Annotated in this window: 16 protein-coding genes and 2 tRNA genes; 12 read left to right on the top strand and 6 right to left on the bottom strand. The window is 53.6% G+C overall.

Going from position 1 to position 17849, the window contains the following annotated elements; all coding sequences use genetic code 11:
- Positions 1-4: 4 nt before the first annotated feature.
- Positions 5-1330 (bottom strand): spore germination protein, encoded by a 1326-nt coding sequence (locus tag ACFPOF_RS05195; protein ID WP_378130273.1) that lies wholly within the window; start codon positions 1328-1330, stop codon positions 5-7.
- Positions 1331-1469: 139 nt separating this feature from the next.
- Here ACFPOF_RS05195 and rph point away from each other — a divergent pair, with 139 nt between their 5' ends.
- Positions 1470-2216, top strand: coding sequence for a ribonuclease PH (rph, locus tag ACFPOF_RS05190; RefSeq protein ID WP_378130271.1), 747 nt, complete (start codon positions 1470-1472; stop codon positions 2214-2216).
- Positions 2213-2848 (top strand): RdgB/HAM1 family non-canonical purine NTP pyrophosphatase, encoded by a 636-nt coding sequence (gene rdgB, locus ACFPOF_RS05185; RefSeq protein WP_378130269.1) that lies wholly within the window; start codon positions 2213-2215, stop codon positions 2846-2848. Before rph ends, rdgB begins: the two co-directional genes overlap by 4 nt.
- Positions 2849-2904: 56 nt before the next feature.
- On the opposite strand, the gene asnB is transcribed toward rdgB, so the two are convergent.
- Entirely contained in the window at positions 2905-4761 is a 1857-nt protein-coding gene (gene asnB, locus ACFPOF_RS05180; RefSeq protein WP_378130267.1) for an asparagine synthase (glutamine-hydrolyzing), read from the bottom strand.
- Between the two features lie 89 nt (positions 4762-4850).
- On the opposite strand from asnB, the gene ACFPOF_RS05175 reads away from it, so the two are divergent.
- Positions 4851-5222, top strand: a complete 372-nt coding sequence (locus ACFPOF_RS05175; RefSeq protein WP_378130265.1) for a hypothetical protein — start codon at positions 4851-4853, stop codon at positions 5220-5222.
- Positions 5223-5246: 24 nt separating this feature from the next.
- Positions 5247-5378, top strand: coding sequence for a hypothetical protein (locus tag ACFPOF_RS05170; protein ID WP_378130264.1), 132 nt, complete (start codon positions 5247-5249; stop codon positions 5376-5378).
- Positions 5379-5461: 83 nt separating this feature from the next.
- Here ACFPOF_RS05170 and ACFPOF_RS05165 read toward each other — a convergent pair whose 3' ends face one another.
- The 3 genes from ACFPOF_RS05165 to ACFPOF_RS05155 all read right to left on the bottom strand — a co-directional run bounded on the left by ACFPOF_RS05165 (position 5462) and on the right by ACFPOF_RS05155 (position 6683).
- Positions 5462-5893: an EamA family transporter gene (locus tag ACFPOF_RS05165; protein WP_378130450.1), complete on the bottom strand. Its 432-nt coding sequence runs from the start codon at positions 5891-5893 to the stop codon at positions 5462-5464.
- A 60-nt stretch (positions 5894-5953) separates the two neighbouring features.
- Entirely contained in the window at positions 5954-6532 is a 579-nt protein-coding gene (locus ACFPOF_RS05160) for a GNAT family N-acetyltransferase (protein ID WP_378130262.1), read from the bottom strand.
- A gap of 74 nt (positions 6533-6606) precedes the next feature.
- A tRNA-Arg gene (locus ACFPOF_RS05155) sits at positions 6607-6683 on the bottom strand.
- A gap of 192 nt (positions 6684-6875) precedes the next feature.
- Here ACFPOF_RS05155 and ACFPOF_RS05150 point away from each other — a divergent pair.
- Entirely contained in the window at positions 6876-7550 is a 675-nt protein-coding gene (locus ACFPOF_RS05150) for a glycoside hydrolase family 73 protein (RefSeq protein ID WP_378130260.1), read from the top strand.
- A gap of 273 nt (positions 7551-7823) precedes the next feature.
- Here ACFPOF_RS05150 and ACFPOF_RS05145 read toward each other — a convergent pair.
- Positions 7824-7897, bottom strand: a tRNA-Gly gene (locus tag ACFPOF_RS05145).
- A 474-nt stretch (positions 7898-8371) separates the two neighbouring features.
- Here ACFPOF_RS05145 and ACFPOF_RS05140 point away from each other — a divergent pair.
- The 7 genes from ACFPOF_RS05140 to ACFPOF_RS05110 all read left to right on the top strand — a co-directional run bounded on the left by ACFPOF_RS05140 (position 8372) and on the right by ACFPOF_RS05110 (position 17834).
- Positions 8372-9283, top strand: coding sequence for a hypothetical protein (locus tag ACFPOF_RS05140; RefSeq protein WP_378130258.1), 912 nt, complete (start codon positions 8372-8374; stop codon positions 9281-9283).
- A 122-nt stretch (positions 9284-9405) separates the two neighbouring features.
- On the top strand, positions 9406-10695 hold the full coding sequence (gene tig, locus ACFPOF_RS05135) for a trigger factor (RefSeq protein WP_378130256.1): 1290 nt from the start codon (positions 9406-9408) through the stop codon (positions 10693-10695).
- Positions 10696-10894: 199 nt separating this feature from the next.
- Positions 10895-11491, top strand: a complete 597-nt coding sequence (clpP, locus tag ACFPOF_RS05130; RefSeq protein ID WP_378130254.1) for an ATP-dependent Clp endopeptidase proteolytic subunit ClpP — start codon at positions 10895-10897, stop codon at positions 11489-11491.
- Between the two features lie 72 nt (positions 11492-11563).
- Positions 11564-12820 (top strand): ATP-dependent protease ATP-binding subunit ClpX, encoded by a 1257-nt coding sequence (clpX, locus tag ACFPOF_RS05125; protein WP_378130252.1) that lies wholly within the window; start codon positions 11564-11566, stop codon positions 12818-12820.
- A gap of 77 nt (positions 12821-12897) precedes the next feature.
- Positions 12898-13998 (top strand): flavodoxin-dependent (E)-4-hydroxy-3-methylbut-2-enyl-diphosphate synthase, encoded by a 1101-nt coding sequence (gene ispG / locus ACFPOF_RS05120; protein WP_378130250.1) that lies wholly within the window; start codon positions 12898-12900, stop codon positions 13996-13998.
- 1 nt (position 13999) lies between these two features.
- A complete protein-coding gene (locus ACFPOF_RS05115; RefSeq protein ID WP_378130448.1) occupies positions 14000-14479 on the top strand; it encodes a PCYCGC motif-containing (lipo)protein in 480 nt (159 codons plus the stop codon).
- A gap of 25 nt (positions 14480-14504) precedes the next feature.
- A complete protein-coding gene (locus ACFPOF_RS05110; protein ID WP_378130248.1) occupies positions 14505-17834 on the top strand; it encodes a DEAD/DEAH box helicase in 3330 nt (1109 codons plus the stop codon).
- Positions 17835-17849: the final 15 nt, after the last annotated feature.

Here is a 17849-nt window from a genome sequence, read left to right as displayed (position 1 = left end):
CGAATCAACTCTTTCCTAGGGAGGATTCGTGCTGCCGTCGTTCCGAGAACAACGACAAGTACGGTTCGCCGTAGCTCCGTAGCTGGCATAAGTACACGATCATCGCGAAAAACAGGACGACGATGCCGCTAATGCCAAACACGATGGCGATGGCGACAAACCCGTATTTCAGCAGCCTGATGGATTGACTGAAAGCCGAGTTTGGAATGAGGTAATTGGAGATGGCGACGACGGATGTGACAATAATCATAATGCTGCTGACGAGCCCTGCCTGTTGGGCCGCTTGTCCGAGAATAAGACCGCCTACCGTCGTGGCGGTAGAGCCGACGACCCGCGGAAGCCGGATGCTCGCTTCATAGAGCGCTTCTACGATGAACAACATCAAAGCGACCTCGATGAAGGAGGGGTATGGGACAGCTGCGCGGCTTCCATCGATCGTGAAAGCGAGCTGGACGCGGAATATTTCGGGATTGTAGGATACGATGGCGATATAAGAAGCCGGCAACACGATGGTGAGAAAGACGGCAATGTAACGCAGGCCGATTAGAAACCAACTGATCCAGAACGATTCGTAATCGTCATCCGTCGCGAACATGAAATCGAACAGCCGCACGGGAAGAATGAGCGCGAAACGGCTGCCGTTCAGCAAGACGGCGATTTTGCCTCTGCCAAGCATTTTTGCCACGTGATCGGGACGTTCCGTCTGAAGAATCGTCGGGAAAAAGCGGTGGCTGTTGTCCGTCAGTTTTTTGCTCATCTGTCCGGAGGATTGCAGTAAATCGAAATCGATTTTGTCCATTTGCGAACGAAGCATCTTGAGAAGCTGCGGGTTAACGAACCTGCGGTCGTATACGACAAATATCGCCGTGCGCGATAAAGTGCCTTTCTCGTAAGGCTCCGCGGTCATTTCGGGCACGTTGTAACGTTTGCGCAGCATGTACATGTTCAGGTCGAGATCTTCCGTGAAAGCCGATTGCGGCCCTAGCAGCGACGATTCAAGCTGAGTTTGATCCGGCTGGGTAAACAGCGAGCGGTCGGATTTGAAGGAGTAGCAGACGCCATCGAGCTCGATGAGCACGAAACCTTTCAGCAGCAGGCTGTCCCATTTGGCAGGGTCGTCCGCGACATCGTATTTCGGAAACGATCGCAGCATTCTGCGGAACTCGTCCGGATCGAAGCGATAGGAGAACGGGACGAGCAATCCGTCTTTAATTCTCTCGTCGCACAATGCGGGAAAATAGGCAAGCTCCATGCGCCAATATCCATTGTCCAGCGTCGTCGTGAAAAGATCCGTCGCGTCCTTGAATTGCCGCTGGATTTGCTCAAGCATCGCCTTTTCCTCCCATCCCTTGATTTTCCATCTTCGGTAGGTTGCCCATGAACTGTGGAAACATACGTTTTCGTATAGGATGCTTTTGGGTGCGTCCTCTGGTAGAATGGGAAGGATTGAGTATTTGGGAGGTCACACGATGAGATCCGATGGCAGACAAAACAATGAGCTACGACCGTTCTCGGTTCAGCTTCATCCGAATAAATATGCGGAAGGCTCGGTCCTGATCGAGGCGGGCAATACGAAAGTATTGTGTACCGCTTCGGTGGAAGAGCGGGTGCCGCCGTTTCTTAAAAATCAAGGCAAGGGCTGGGTGACGGCCGAATACGCTATGCTGCCGCGCGCTACGCACCAACGCAACCAAAGGGAAGCGGCCAAAGGCAAGCTAACGGGCCGGACGATGGAGATCCAGCGTCTGATCGGTCGAGCGCTTCGTTCCGTCGTCGATCTACATGCTCTCGGCGAGCGCACCATTACGCTTGATTGCGACGTGCTCCAAGCGGATGGCGGCACGCGCACGACATCGATTACGGGCGCGTATATCGCGTTGGCGCTAGCGATTCATAAGCTGTCGGCGACAGTGCCGTTTGAGAAATACCCGCTGACCGATTATCTCGGCTCGATCAGCGTCGGTGTCATTCAGAACGAACCGGTCGTCGATCTGAATTACGAGGAAGATTCGAAAGCAAAAGTGGATATGAACGTGGTTATGACCGGCGACGGAGCTTTCGTCGAAGTTCAGGGCACTGGGGAAGAATCGCCTTTCTCGCGCGCGGAACTTGATGCTATGCTTTCGCTTGCCGAGGAAGCCATTTTGAAGCTTGTGAAGCTGCAGCAAGAGACGCTGGGCGAAGCGGGCGCGCGAATCGGAGGAGGTCGTCCATGATCGGCAGCGGAACCACGGTGCTTGTCGCTACGCGCAATCGGGGCAAGTCGAAGGAATTCGCCGAAGCTTTCGGCAAGCTCGGCATCGCGGTGAAAGATCTGCACGATGTCGAAGGCGTACCGGATATCGAAGAGACGGGGACGACTTTCGCGGAGAACGCCTTCCTGAAAGCAAAGGAGACAGCCGACATAGTCGGCATTCCGGTGCTGGCAGACGATTCGGGCCTGTGCGTGGATGAACTCGGAGGAGCCCCTGGAGTTTACTCTGCGCGTTACGCGGGAGAAGGGGCGAAAGACGCGGACAACAACGCGAAGCTGCTGCGGGAACTGCTGCAGCTGAAAGGCGCCGGCAGCGCGGCGGAGACCGGCGGGGGGCCGGAGACACTTAGCGCCGCGAGGTTCAAATGTGCGCTTGTGCTGTACGATCCTGCCGATGGAAGCCGGATCGATGCGGAAGGTTTCGTCGAAGGCGCGATTTTGCGCGAAGCTCGCGGCGAAGGTGGTTTCGGTTACGACCCGTTGTTCTGGCTGGCATCGCACGGCAAAAGCATGGCGGAACTGACTCCCGCCGAGAAAAACGCGATCAGTCATCGCGGCAAAGCGCTCCGCGCATTGCTTTCGTTGATCCAATAAAACAAAGAAGGGCTTTTCCGATCGCCTCTGACGGCGCAGGAAGGCCCTTCTTCTATTTATAGAGCCAATTTGACGTTGTAATGACGCAGCCAGAAATCCATCTGCAGCAGGTAGGCGAACAGTTGGGGGCCGGACATCAGTTGGCCGAACCAGGGGAGATGGGAGCGGGAATCGGTCGCCGCCGCGATATTGCGAATGTCGGTGACATTCAGCAGCGGCAGCAGCGGGCAGGAAGGATCGTCGAGTCGTTCCAGCAGCAGCGACCTCACCGCATTCAAGTAATTCGGATTGTGCGTTTTCGGATAGGGGCTTTTTTTGCGATACAACACATCGTCCGGCAGCACGCCTTCGAGCGACTTGCGCAAAATGCCTTTTTCTCTCATGCCTGCCGTCTTGATTTCCCAAGGAATGTTAAACACATATTGGACGAGTCGATGATCGCAGAACGGCACGCGGACTTCAAGACCGACGGCCATGCTCATCCGGTCTTTGCGGTCGAGCAGCGTCGGCATGAAGCGGGTAATGTTTAAGTAGGACATGCGCCGCATTCTTCTGAGCGTCTCGTCTTCTCCTGGAAATGTCGGAATTTCGGCGACAGCTTGCGCGTATCGATCGGCGACATACTCCTGGGGGCGCAGCTTTTCTTGCAATTCGGGAGAAAGCAAACTAGCGCGAAGCCCGGTCGCGAGCGACCATGGAAACGTATCGGCCTTTAAGGCATCTTCGCGATGGAACCATGGATAACCGCCGAAAATTTCATCGGCGGCCTCGCCGGAGATCGCAACCGTCACGTTGCTTTTGATTTCCCGGCAGAAAAGGAGAAGCGACGCGTCAATGTCCGCCATGCCCGGCGAATCTTTGGCAAGGACTGCGCTCTCAAGCGCCCGAACGAGATCGGGTGTATCGAATTGGATCGAATGATGGTCGGTCGACAAAAATTCGGTCATCCGCTCGATCCACGGAGCATCGGCGTTCGGCTGAAAATCGTGCGCGTGAAAATGTTTGTCATTGTCCAGGTAATCGACGGAAAACGTCGACAAATGGCCTTGGTTTGTTCGCCTATAGTAGTCGACTGCGAGCGCGGTAAGCGCGCTGGAGTCGAGCCCTCCCGACAGCAGCGTACCTATCGGCACATCGGAAGCAAGCTGGCGCTCTACAGTATCGGCAAGCAAATGCTTTACGTTGGCGGCGGTCGCATCGACGTCATCCGCATGCTCTTCGCATTCAAGTTTCCAGTAGACAGTCGTCTTGAAACCGTTGCGGTCATATTGGACGCAATGTCCGGGCTTCAGTTCGCTCATGCCTCGCCATATGCCGTGCCCAGGCGTTCTAGCCGGCCCGATGATGAACAGTTCGGCCAAACCCTCGGCATCGATTTCCGCAGACACGTCGGGGTGCGCCAATATCGCTTTTGGCTCGGAGCCGAAAATTAGCCGTCCTTCTTCGCGACGATAAAATAACGGTTTGACGCCAAGACGGTCGCGGGCCATGAACAATTTCTCTTCCGCGGTATGCCAAATGGCGAAAGCGAATATGCCGTTTAACTTATCGACGCAACCTGGCCCCCATTCCACGTAGGAAAGAAGTAGTACTTCCGTGTCGCAAGTCGTTCGGAATTTGTATCCGAGAGCTTCCAATTCCTTGCGAAGCTCAGGAGCGTTGTACAGCTCGCCGTTGTAAACAAGCACGCAGTCATGCGTCTCCGAGTCTTTGGCGGGGCGAACCATCGGTTGGGCACCATTCGCGGGGTCCATCACGGACAGCCGTCGATGCCCGAAGGCGCAATGTCGGGACAACCAAGTACCGGTCGCGTCCGGACCGCGCAGCTCGAGCGTCTCCGTCATTTTCTCGATCACGGCCGCCCTTGTCGTCAAGTCTTCGTTCCATTCCACCCACCCGGTAATTCCGCACATGGGCCGTTCTCTCCCTTCCCTGCAAAGCCGATCATAAGATGGATATGCGAAAAAGGTAATAAAATGTATGTCCCTATGGAGAAAATACGGTGAACAACAGTTGGCGAAACGCCGAGGAAAGGGGAAGGTTCCAGATGGATCAAACCGAAGCGGGCATATCGCCGAAGAAAACGTATTACGTGGCGGTAGGCGCGAAAACGGTGCTGGCTGACAAAGAAGCGGCTTCTTTCGAGTTCGCGATCCATGCCGATGAGGATGAAGTGCGGCAATTGCAGGAATTGTTCGAGGAGCTGCAGGATGCGGACGAAGATAAAGCGCTGCATTTTGAAGGCAATCCGTTCGTCTCCAACGACTCCGAGGATGGGATGTACAACTCACTGTTCGCAGACGTCTATCGGATGCTGTATAAGCTGGGTACGCAAGAGACGAAAAAACATATCGAATCGATGGGGATTTTATAAAAGGCGAGGAGGTGAAATACAGCTATGGGCGACAAGTACAAGAAAAACAAAGGAAACGGATACGCGAAAAAAGGTGAAGATTTCGCCGAGCAGACGTTGAAGAACAATACGTTCCATCCCGCGCAGAACAATCCGGCGCAGCCTCATAATCGGTAGGTTGGTCGGTACGATCGCCAATAAAGCAGAAGAAGCTGCCTCCCTGGATCAGGGGTGGGCAGCTTCTTTCATAGAGTGATAAATTATGCTTTCCAGGCGACTAAAATTGCGCCGAGTGCGATCATTGCGACGCCCAGGGTATTGATCCAGGAAATTCGTTCGCCGAGAAAGAAGTATGCGAGTACGACAGCGAGCACGACGCTCAGCTTGTCGATCGGACCGACTTGAGCGACTTTGCCGCCCTTGAGCGCAAGGAAATAAAACAGCCAGGAAGCCGCGCCGGCGGCTCCGCTAAGCGCAATGAAAGCCATCGCTCTTTTCTGCGAGACGATGTCCCCGAGCTGGCTGAATTTCCCTTGAACGGCAACGACGCCGAGCAAGAAAAGGGCCATAATGACAGCGCGGATGGCAGTAGCGGAATTGGCGTCGATGTCCTTGAGGCCGATCTTGCCGAATATGGCGACAAGCGCCGCCGTCGCGGCGGACAACAACGCATAGATGAACCACACGCCCATCATGTTCCCTCCCGATTCGATCGTTGGCGACGGTATTGCCCGCTCGATCGAAAGTATGGATTATCGCAGCCGTTTGACCATGTGACGGAACGGTTTGCCGTTAATTTCGATGCGTTTGCCCGCTTCGTAACCGAGTCTTTCGTATAAACGACGGGCTCCATCGTTATCGAAATCCACATTAAGCGAGATTTTGGGGTGCCCGAGCTCTGCGGCACGAAGCTCAGCGGCTTCGATCAAGGCAGAGGCGATGCCTTTCCCCTGATGAGCGGGCCGAACGGCCAGCGCATCGATATAATATTCATCCTCGTCAGCCTCCCGGTCGATCATTACTAAAGGATTACCTACTTGCCGCAAATGTTCGAGCACCGGGGCGTTCAAATTTTCCTCGTCAACCCCGCTGTAACATAAAATCATACCGGCTACCCCGTCCGACGCTTCGCAAACAAGATAACAGGAACAGCTGAATCGATTGCCTACCTCGTTAATCCATGATTCGAGCTGCGACAGTACTTTCGTTTCTTCTTTTTCTCCGGTAAGTTTGTTGGCGATGCCGCCGATTGCGAGAACGACGAGTTCAGCCAGCGATGCCGAATCGCGAGGTTCGGATGGCCGGATCGTTGCAGTCCGTTTGATCGTCATATATGCTCCTTAAACAGAAAACCCGCCCACTCGGGATAAAAAATACCGAGGAGCAGGTTTTATCGATTGTGAAATGGCCTCCCAGGAGGGATTCGAACCCCCGACCGCACGCTTAGAAGGCGTGTGCTCTATCCAGCTGAGCTACTGGGAGATGTAATGGAAAGTATTAGCTCAGACACGCAAAAATTATCTTAGCACATCGAATGCAGCTTCGCAAGGAGAAATGTTGTTTTTGGCAACGAGTTGTTGCCTTGACGCCTTTCGTCTCGATGCAGCCGCCGTTACGGCTTGTCTCAAACCCGAATATTGTAATAGCGAATGCGGATTGAGGGGGGAGGAAAAGATGACGAAAATGAAGCCGGCAGCGTTTATTGCACGGCTGGCGCCCGAAGCGATACGTGCCCGTTCGGAAGGGTCACCTTTATTTCCTTCGGTCAGACTGGCGCAAAACATGCTGGAGACGGGCTGTAATTTAAACGGGCATTTTAATTTGGGAGGTTTTAAGGTTGGGGACGGAAAACCTAATGCCTGGTGGAGAGGGTCTGTTTACTCGACCGCTACGTGGGAAGTCATCGGGGGCAAACGGATCGAGACGGTAGCCGTATGGCGCTCTTACAGCAGCGTGTACGATTTCTACCGAGACCAGGACAGGCTATTCGCCACGGCGCGTTATGCCCGGGTATGTGCGGCCCAGACGCCGTCGGCTCAAGCTGAAGCGTTATTCGCGTGCGGTTATGCGACCGATCCGGATTATGCGAGCAAGCTGAAGTCGATTATGGTCGGCTATGGGCTTTACCGTTTCGACGGGGCGGAGGTGGAAGAAGCAATGACGTCCGATGAGAAAAAGGCGTTTGATGCGTTGGCGGCACGGGTAGCGAAGTTGGAGAAACGGGACGCAGCGCCAGATTGGTTCGTTAAAGAGTTCGGAAGCGCCGACCTGAACGGAAAAATCGGCGATCCGCGGTTTACGGAAGAAGGCTGGCGTTCGCTCGCCGTTTTGCTAAGATTAAGGAAGTAACAAGAAGCCCGGGGCTCTCGCCCCCGGGCTTCTTGTTTAAAAAAAATGATCACGGACGGTCGAACCCAGATTCGGGTTCCGCTTCCCATCCGAGGAAGTTGATTCATGGAGCGGGTGATGGGAATACTCAACCTCATCGATTGAAAAGTTCCCTTCGGGAACGGTAGAGGAAGAGGTTGACGCGCGTCCTACTTGGTAGGATCAAGGAAGCTATCACGGACGGTCGAACCCAGATTCGGGTTCTACTTCCCATCCGAGGAAGTTGTTTCATAATGGAGCGGGTGATGGGAATCGAACCCACGCCTCAAGCTTGGGAAGCTGGCGTTCTGCCATTGAACTACACCCGCAGAAAAAACAAGATATGTTCATTATATTATCATGAAGACGTTTACCAAATCAACGATTCGACGAAAGCGGGGCTATCCCTTTCGAAAATGAAGGATCAGAGGGAGCTACGTCGAAAGTGGAGATAGTGCGAGTTTGAAGGTAACTCCCTGTTCGGAGCCACGTCGGAAGTGGAGTTAGTATTCAATGCGGTTGCCCTGCCGGCGAAGGGCAATACTAGGACAATCGGTACCGTTGCTAAATGAAGCGTAACAGGTTTACCGCGAACGTGACGAATTGGAAATCTACAGTTAGTTCATCAAAAGTCGTGCCAATCGTCTATGCTTTTCCGGACGAATGGGGATCAAAAATCGGTCGTCAGTCATTTTTTCATCGTGCGTTTGTTCATGATATAATGCGAAGGTATCGCAATTCCCGCTAACCGCCGATCCGGCGAGCGGAACGCCGGGAAAGACCGGCAGTGGAGGGGGTTGCCTATGGCTGACCAAACGATAGATAATTTGGTTTTATTCCCAAAGACACTGGATTATTATCAAATTCAGTTGACCAAAATGTTGGAGACGGAACGCTACGGGGACGCGAAAGCGTTGCTAGCCTTCCTGCTGCAATGCCGGGGCGAAGCCGAACGTCACCATACCGAATGGCAGGCGTTGTTGGGATGGCTGGAAGCGGCGTTTCCGGAAGCGGGCAACGGCGAGTTTGCAGGTTTGTTCGACGACGGGGGCGAAGAGGACGAAGACGAAGATGCGATGCTGAAGCGCAAAGTCCAAGACCGGCTTCACACGGATGGAGAATATATCTCTCAATTACTGGCTTCTCTCTATAACGGAGACGATCCCGAGCAACAGATGCTTATTTTGGGCCAACTGATGCATGTCATCCATCCGGATATCGAACTTTCCCTACGTCAATGGCTGGGAAGGCAAGAATATATTCCGCCGGTTCAATTCCGTGCGCTGCAAGCGATCAAAAAGCAGGGAGGCACCGGTTCGGTCTCATTCTGGAGAGACGGTGAAAGTGTGACCGTAGAAGCCGCGGATACGCCGCTTGTATTCGGCGAGTTCCCTCGCGGCATTCATCAAGTGTTGGACAAAGTTAAAGATGCAGCAGAAGTGTCCGACCCGTCCTTGTCTTATTTCGCGGAAGAGACGTGGAAGGAGTGCGTCGAGGTGGCGTACGGCACGTCGACGTTTTCCAGTATGACAGAGGAAGACGACGGAACGTCGGATTTATGGAGCGCGGCTCTTCACCAATTGCTGATGGAGCGTTTACACGGAGCGCGCGGCGACGACGGCATTCGCGAGCGGTACGGAATTACGGGAGAGCTTCGGTTCCGTTACGAGCAAGCGCTACGCTGGCTTCGGCAGTATTCGGCGGATCCAGGATAAGCAGGGATTGACGACTTGACGAAGGATCGTCTTGAACGTCGGACGATGTTGTTTTATAATAGAGTGGTTTATGTGAACGGCCGCCCTGATGCGGCAAGATGTTACGGAGGGGAAAGCATAAGATGACAGCAAACTGGGAAAAGATAGAGAAGAACGTAGGGGTTCTTGAAGTTGAAGTAGCGGCGGACAAAGTTACCGAAGCATTGGACAAGGCATTTCGTAAAGTCGTGCAAAAAGTAAACGTTCCGGGCTTCCGTAAAGGTAAAGTTCCGCGCAACATTTTCGAAGCTCGTTTCGGTGTCGAAAGCTTGTACCAAGACGCAATCGACATTTTGCTTCCGGAAGCTTATTCCGACGCAATCGATCAAGCAGGCATCGAACCGATCGACCGTCCGGAAGTGGACGTTGAGCAATTCGGCAGAGGCCAATCGTTCAAGTTCAAAGCAAAAGTAACTGTTAAACCTGAAGTAACCCTTGGCGAGTACAAAGGTTTGGTCGTTCCGGCCGACAGCGCGGAAGTATCCGAGGATGAAATCTCCGCCGAGCTTAATCGCTTGCAGCAGCGCCATGCGGAGCTCGTTACGTTGGACGAAGGTCCTGCGCAAAACGGCGACGTTACGATCATCGACTTCGAAGGTTTCCAGGACGGCGTGCCGTTCGAAGGCGGCAAAGGCGAGCAATACTCGCTTGAGCTTGGTTCCGGTTCGTTTATCCCGGGTTTCGAAGACCAAGTGGTCGGCCTGAACATCGCTGAAGAGAAAGATATCGAAGTAACGTTCCCGGAAAATTACCACGCTGAGAACTTGGCGGGCAAACCTGTCGTGTTCAAAGTGAAGCTTCACGAGATCAAACGTAAAAACTTGCCAGTACTCGACGACGAGTTCGCTAAAGACGTTAGCGAATTCGATACGCTCGACGAGTTCAAAGCCGATCTCTCCAAAAAGCTGCAAGAGCGCAAAGCGAAAGATGCCGAGCTTGCTCGCGAAACGGCGATTATCGACAAGGCTACCGAAGCGGCTACCGTGGAAATTCCGCAAGTCATGATCGACTCCGAAATCACACATATGATGAAGGACTTCGAAAGCCGCCTTCGTCAGCAAGGCATGACTTTGGATCTTTACTACCAATTCAGCGGCCAGGACGAGGCGGCGCTGAAAGGCCAAATGCAAGCGGATGCCGAGAAGCGTGTTCGCAACAACCTTGTGTTGGAGCAAATCGCGAAAGCCGAGAACATCGAAGTGTCCGAAGCGGACGTGAACGAAGAGCTGGACAACCTGTCCAAGCTGTATAGCCGTCCTGCCGAAGAGCTTCGCAACATTTTCGCGTCCAACGGATACTTGGATACGCTGAATGCAGATTTGAAAGTGCGCAAAGCGGTCAAGTTCCTCGTTGAGAGCAGCAAAACAGAGTAATTTTCAAGCGTAACAAAGACATCAAGATACGGATAAGGCACGCTTAACGCGCGTGCCTTATTTTTCTCCCCGAATACATAACCTGAACGGCCGTATCCCGTGAGAACGCCTGTTTGCTGCTCGTCAACATGACATTCCGTTTTGAACGTGATACACTATTACCGAGATTTGAAGTCTAATGAGAAAAGGGGTTGGCAACATGCTGGTACCAATGGTCGTCGAGCAAACGAATCGCGGAGAGCGGTCGTACGACATCTATTCTAGGCTCTTGAAGGACCGGATCATTTTTCTCGGGAGCGCGATTGACGACGATGTCGCCAATCTCGTTATCGCCCAGTTGCTTTTCTTGGCCGCTGAAGACCCGGAGAAGGATATCCACTTGTACATTAACTCCCCCGGCGGTTCGGTAACGGCCGGAATGGGAATATTCGATACGATGCAATTCATCAAGCCGGACGTCTCGACGATTTGCGTCGGCATGGCTGCAAGCATGGGCTCCTTGCTGCTGACGGCGGGCGCCAAAGGCAAGCGTTTTGCGCTTCCGAACAGCGAGATCATGATCCATCAGCCGCTCGGCGGCGTAAGAGGTCAGGCGTCGGATATCAAAATCCACGCCGACTGGATCGTCAAGACGAAGCAGAAGCTGAATCAGATCTATGTGGAACGCACCGGTCAGCCGTACGAGAAGATCGAACGCGACACCGATCGCGACAACTTCTTGAGCGCGGAAGCAGCCGTGGAATACGGATTGGTGGACAGGGTTATCACGACGCTGGCAACTCCGGAATCCAAATAAGCGGATTATGCCGCGACGCTCGGAGAACGGGCGGCACTACCATTGAAAAGCGGTTTATTAAGGAGGGTTTACATGTTTAAGTTTAGCGACGAAAAAGGGCAGCTCAAGTGTTCCTTCTGCGGCAAATCGCAGGAACAAGTTCGAAAATTGGTCGCCGGCCCCGGCGTCTATATATGCGATGAGTGCATCGAGCTTTGCACCGAGATCGTGGAAGAGGAACTCGGCCACGAGGAAGAGCTTGATCTGAAAGACATTCCGAAGCCGAAAGACATTCGCAACATTCTCGATCAATACGTCATTGGCCAGGAACAAGCGAAGAAGTCGCTTTCCGTAGCGGTATATAACCACTATAAGCGGATCAATTCGCAATCGAAAATCGAAGACGTCGAACTGCAGAAGAGCAACATTATGCTGGTCGGTCCAACGGGCTCCGGCAAAACGCTGCTTGCGCAGACGATGGCGAAAATCCTCAACGTTCCGTTTGCGATCGCCGATGCGACTTCCTTGACGGAAGCCGGTTACGTAGGCGAAGACGTCGAGAACATTTTGCTGAAGCTGATTCAAGCCGCCGATTACGATGTGGAGAAAGCCGAACGCGGTATTATCTACATCGACGAAATCGACAAAGTGGCGCGCAAGTCGGAAAATCCTTCGATCACTCGCGACGTGTCCGGCGAAGGCGTACAGCAGGCATTGTTGAAAATTCTCGAAGGAACGGTCGCTTCCGTACCGCCGCAAGGCGGACGCAAGCATCCGCATCAAGAGTTTATCCAGATCGACACGACGAACATCCTATTCATTTGCGGCGGGGCATTTGACGGTCTCGAGCAAATTATTAAACGTCGCATCGGCAAGAAAGTCATTGGCTTCAGCTCCGTCCTCGAGGGACAGAAAGATATGAAGCCAGGCGAATACTTGTCGCTTGCGCAACCGGAAGATTTGCTCAAATTCGGTCTGATTCCGGAGTTCGTTGGCCGTCTGCCGGTCATCTCGACACTGGAACCGCTTGACGAGCCGGCGCTCGTGCGCATTCTGTCCGAGCCGAAAAACGCTCTCATCAAGCAGTATCAGAAGCTGCTCGAGATGGACAACGTTAAGCTTGAATTCGAAAGCGGAGCGCTCGAAGAGATTGCCCGCGAAGCGATCAAGCGGAACACGGGAGCTCGGGGGCTGCGGGCAATCATCGAAGGCGTCATGCTTGACGTGATGTACGAAGTGCCGTCGCGCGACGATGTCGTCACTTGCCTTGTGACCGAGAAAGTCATCAAGGAGAAGATGGCGCCGGAGCTCACGACCAAGAAAGGCAAGAAAAAAGAAGAGAGCGCATAACGTTCGCTGACATTGCCGGTTCCACCCCGCCTAATCGCGGGGTGGACTTTGGCGTATACAGGGGAGAAATCAGAATTATGTACAAACGTACCGATACCGTTGCCGTTAAAGTCGGAAATTTAACGATCGGCGGCAACAACCAAGTCATACTGCAGAGTATGTGTACGACGAAAACAGCCGATGTCGAAGCGACCGTCGCGGAGATCAAGCGGCTCGAGGAGGCGGGATGCCAACTCGTTCGCGTAACGGTTAACAATAAGGAAGCCGCAGAAGCGATCAAGGAAATCAAACGGCAGATCAGCATTCCTCTCGTGGCTGATATCCATTTCGACTACCGTCTCGCTCTACTTGCTATCGAGAACGGAATCGATAAGGTACGGATTAATCCAGGCAATATCGGACGCCGAGAGAAGGTTGAGGCCGTCGTTAAGGCGTGCAAAGAACGGGGCATTCCGATCCGAATCGGCGTGAATGCCGGTTCGCTGGAGAACCACTTGCTGGAGAAATACGGTTACCCAACCGCAGAAGCGATGGTAGAAAGCGCGTTGTTCCACATCGGCATTCTCGAAGAGCTTGATTTTCACGATATTATCGTTTCTCTTAAAGCGTCTGACGTTCCGATGGCAATTGAAGCTTATACGAAGGCGGCGGAAGTCATCCGTTATCCCCTTCATCTGGGCATTACGGAGGCGGGTACGCTGTTCTCCGGCACGGTCAAAAGCGCGGCGGGTCTTGGCGTGCTGTTAAATGCCGGCATCGGCAACACGATGCGTATTTCGCTCAGCGCCGATCCGGTAGAGGAGATCAAAGCGGCCCGCGAGCTTCTTAAAGTATTTGGCCTCATTACGGATGCGCCTACGCTTATTTCATGCCCAACTTGCGGTCGGCTCGACATTGATTTGTTTGCAGTGGCAAACGAGGTCGAGGAGTACTTGTCGAAGCTGAAAGTGCCAATCAAAGTATCGGTGCTTGGCTGTGCCGTCAATGGACCTGGCGAAGCTCGCGAAGCGGATATCGGCATTGCCGGAGCTCGCGGGGAAGGCATGTTGTTCAGATACGGGGAAATGATTCGCAAAGTGCCGGAAGCGGATCTGGTCAGCGAACTTAAGAAAGAGATCGATCAAATTGTCGCCGCTTATGAGGAAACCGGCGTTATTCCGGGGCGCAAACATGGTTAAGATGAAGAGAGCCACGATTATTTTGCTTGGGTTGGGCACTCTTGTGCTTGGCGGCTGCGCGGCTAAGGAACAACCTCATTCCAACGTACACCATGCGGCCAACGGAGATCTCCGGGAATTGACTTCATCTTCCCGCACGCTTCCCGACTTCCTGAATACGCAGTCTTCAATCGTGCAGGTGGCTTATCAGGCGGCTGCTACTCTTGGAGACACGCTGCGCTGGATTCCTTGTTACTGCGGCTGCGGCGAAAGTGCAGGTCATCAAAGCAATATGAATTGTTTTATACACGAGATTCGCGAAGACGGATCGATCGAATGGGACGATCATGGCACGAGATGTAACGTGTGCGTAGAGATTGCTTTAACGACGGCCCAGCTCAAGGAGCAAGGTAAGAGCGATCTGGAAATCCGCCAAGCGATCGATGGCAAGTACAGCAAAGGGTATGCAAAAGCGACCGATACGCCGATGCCCCAGAGCTGATCAGAACGGAAATGCGGGTTGATAAATGATGGGCCGTACCGGCGAAGCCAGAACATTCGCTCTCGATCGGCAAGCAATCGAACAGTTATGCGGAGCGGCATCGACGATGCGTGGCGAAGCGTATATGAAAGCCGGCCAAGTACTTTCCGTTAGGAGAGAGGCCGGCGGCAGCGGCTATCGGGCCATCGTTCGAGGCGCGCGGGGCGACCGGCATGAGGTCGAGTTGGCCTGGAACGATACGGATGAAATCGGGGCGTCGTGCGGTTGCGACGCCTATTCGCCGATGGCCTATTGCAAACATATCGCTGCGGCGCTGTTAAAGCTGGCCGCCGATGAAGCCGAAGCTGCAGGCACGAGTGACGCTGGAGAAGAGACGATTACCGAGAAAGACATTCATCTGACGAAACAGGCGATTTTTCTGTTCGACCGGGTGTTGACCAGGCAAGCAGCGGGAAGTATACATGACACGGAAGACGATCTGGCGGATGCGGCGGAGCTCGAAGTCGAATACGCCTGCAAAATCGTCAAAAGTTTTACGAACAAGCCGATGTTTGCTTTGTCGATGAAAATCGGCGTCACGCGCATGTACATCGTTCAGCGGATTAAAGACTTTCTCGCTCATGTGGGGGCGGGGACGGCGATGCCGTTTGCAAAGCACTTCAGCTACGATCCGACCGAGCACATATTTCGGGACAACGACTCTCGAATCGTCTCTTTGCTAATCGAAGCGATGAAAGTCGAGGAAATTTATAAAGATTTGTTCCACTCCTTCTCTTCCTATTCGCACCGAGAAGAGCGGATTCTTGTTGTCCCGCCGGCTATTTGGGAGAAGCTGCTCCCTTTGCTTGAACGGGCTAACGTGACGTATGAAGACAAAAACGTCGGTGTACAGAAGTTCGAGACGATGAGCGGAGCGCTTCCGATCAGCGCCCAACTTAGCCGTGCGGGAGAAGGCTACCAGCTCGAGATCGACGGTCTAAAAAACTCGATTATTATGGAAGACTACGGACACGCCGTCGTGAACGGATTGTTGTTCAAAGCCGATCCGGGTCAATTAAAGAGGATCGCCGATTTGAAAAAAATGTTCCACTATGAGAAACAGGCAAGGCTGCTCATCGTTCCCGAGCAGATCGAACCGTTCATCGACAGAGTCGTACGCGGGCTAAAACAGATCGTCGATGTGCGTATTTCACCGCAAATCGCGGACAAAATCATTAACCCGCCGCTGAATGCGCGTCTTTATCTCGATTTCGAAGACGACAGGCTGCAAGCGCGGCTTGAATACGTCTATGCCGACATCGTCATTTCGCCGCTCCCGCAGCGGGACGTGAAGAACGCTCGCGATGACGTCATCCTCATGCGCGATTTGGACCGAGAAAATCGCATTATGGCGCTGATCGAGCGCGCCTCGTTCAAGTTCAACGGCAAAGACGTGTATCTTGACCATGAGGACGACGTATATGATTTTCTGTATGGCATCCTGCCGCAGCTCGGAGACGATGTCGACATCGTCGCTACGGAATCGGTCCGGACGATTATGGGAGCGGTCGCCTATGAGCCGAAGGCGCGTCTTGATGTCGATCCGTTGACGAATTGGCTGGAAGTGTCGTTCGACATGGAAGGGTTGGAAGAACGGGATATCCAGCAACTGATGCGCAATTTGGCGGAGAAAAAGAAATATTACCGGTTGCCTGGCGGACAGTTTCTGTCGCTCGAGCAGGAAAGCTTTAAGGAGATCAATCGACTGTTCGACGAGCTGGACTTGAAGAAGCCGGACATGGGCACGGCCGAAGGAAATCGGATACGGCTGCCTGCGGTGCGCGGCTTTCAGCTTATGGAGCCGTTCGGCAACTCGACGAGAAACGTTCAACTGGGCAAGGCGTTGCGCAAGCTGTGGGACAATTTGCGCAATCCCGACAATCTCGACTTCGACGTCCCGGCAAGCTTGGATCCGGTCCTTCGCGATTATCAGAAATACGGCTTCCAATGGATGAAGACGTTGTCGCATTACAAGCTGGGCGGCATCCTTGCGGATGACATGGGGCTAGGCAAGACGATTCAGAGCATTGCGTATATGCTCTCGGAGAAAGACGCCGATGCCAAGGATAACGGCTCCGACGGCAAGGCTGCTCCGGCGCCGGTGCTCATCGTTTCCCCGGCGTCGCTGATCTATAACTGGGAACGGGAATGCAAGCGGTTCGCGCCTGATCTTCGGACGGTCGTCGCAGCCGGAGATCGGCAAGAGCGGAATGAACTGCTGTCGGATATTAGCGCCGGAGACGCAGATGTGTGGATTACGTCGTATCCGCTGCTCAGACGGGATATCGAATGGTACGAGAAGCAGCATTTCCGCGCGTTGTTTCTCGACGAAGCGCAAGCGATCAAAAACTACGCTTCGCTTACTTCCCACGCAGTCAGACGGCTGCGGGCGGGCCAGCGATTCGCTTTGACCGGCACGCCGATAGAAAATTCGCTCGACGAGTTGTGGTCGATCTTCGAGGCCATTTTCCCCGGATTGTTCAGCGGCAAAAAATCGTTCTCGGAACTTCCTCGGGACAAAGTCGCGCGTATCGTGCGACCGTTCATTTTGCGCAGGCTGAAGAGCGATGTGCTGAAGGAGCTTCCGGACAAAATCGAAAGCGTCCAGCCGTCCGAGCTGACGTTGGAGCAGAAGGGGCTGTATTTGGCTTACCTGGAGCGGCTCCAATCTGACGTTGTTGCCGATTTGGGGCAAGAAGGAGGCTTCCAGCGCAACCGGATGAAGATTCTCGCCGGGCTGACGCGATTGCGACAGCTCTGTTGTCATCCGTCGCTGTTCCTGGAAGGTTACGAAGGTTCTTCCGGCAAGCTGGAGCAGCTTATGGAAATCATTGAGGAATGCCAGGGGAGCAGCAAGCGGATGCTCATTTTCTCCCAATTCACTTCCATGCTCGGCTTGATTCGGAAAGAGCTCGACGACCGGGAAGTTTCGTATTACTACTTGGACGGATCAACGCCGTCTGAGGAGAGGCTCGCGATGTGCGATTCCTTTAACGGCGGTTCGAAGGATGTCTTCCTCATCTCATTGAAGGCCGGAGGGACGGGACTGAACTTGACGGGGGCGGATACCGTCGTGTTGTTCGACTTGTGGTGGAACCCTGCGGTAGAGCAGCAGGCGGCAGACCGGGCTCATCGGATTGGCCAGAAAAAAGTTGTGCAGGTGATCAAGCTAGTCGCCCAAGGCACGATCGAGGAGAAAATATTGGAGCTTCAGCAGCGCAAAAAAGATTTGATCGACGATGTCATTCAACCGGGTGAGAAGAACACGTCGGCTTTGACGGAAGAAGACATTCGCGAGTTGCTGGAGATTAAGTGAACGTGTAACAGAACG

The organism is Cohnella soli (assembly GCF_042655525.1).
Taxonomy (GTDB): Bacteria; Bacillota; Bacilli; order Paenibacillales; family Paenibacillaceae; genus Cohnella; species Cohnella soli.
The sequence above is the reverse complement of the archived record's forward strand: the minus strand, read 5'-3'. Positions and strand labels throughout refer to the sequence as shown.